Below are 452 nucleotides of genomic sequence, written 5' to 3' on the forward strand. Positions count from 1 at the left end.
ACCCGGCTGGCCGCGGCAGCGGCAATAGCCGTAACGGAACCAGCGCGAAGACAATCCTGACCGAGGACGGCGAGATCGACATAGCTGTGCCACGCGACCGGGCCGGCAGCTTTGAGCCGCTATTGATCGCCAAGGGCCAGACCCGTTTCGACGGCTTTGACGACAAAATCCTGAGCCTCTACGCGCGCGGCATGACGGTGCGTGAGATCCAGGGGCATTTATCTGAACTTTATGGGGCCGAAGTCTCGCCGGATTTGATCAGCCGGGTCACCGACGCGATTCTCGACGAAGTTCGGGAATGGCAAAGTCGGCCGCTCGACCCGGTCTATCCGGTGGTATTTTTCGACGCGCTGCGGGTCAAGATTCGCGATGAAGGCATGGTCAAGAACAAGGCCGTCTATGTCGCGCTGGCGCTCAATCCGGACGGCGAGAAGGAGGTTCTGGGCTTGTGG

1 protein-coding gene is annotated in these 452 nt (G+C 60.8%); it reads left to right on the forward strand.

The features are described 5' to 3' along the window. Positions 1-452 (forward strand): IS256 family transposase (locus tag CWO89_RS45185; protein ID WP_207234740.1); only part of this gene is annotated, 452 nt, incomplete at both ends.

Source organism: Bradyrhizobium sp. Leo170 (assembly GCF_004296405.1).
Taxonomy (GTDB): Bacteria; Pseudomonadota; Alphaproteobacteria; order Rhizobiales; family Xanthobacteraceae; genus Bradyrhizobium.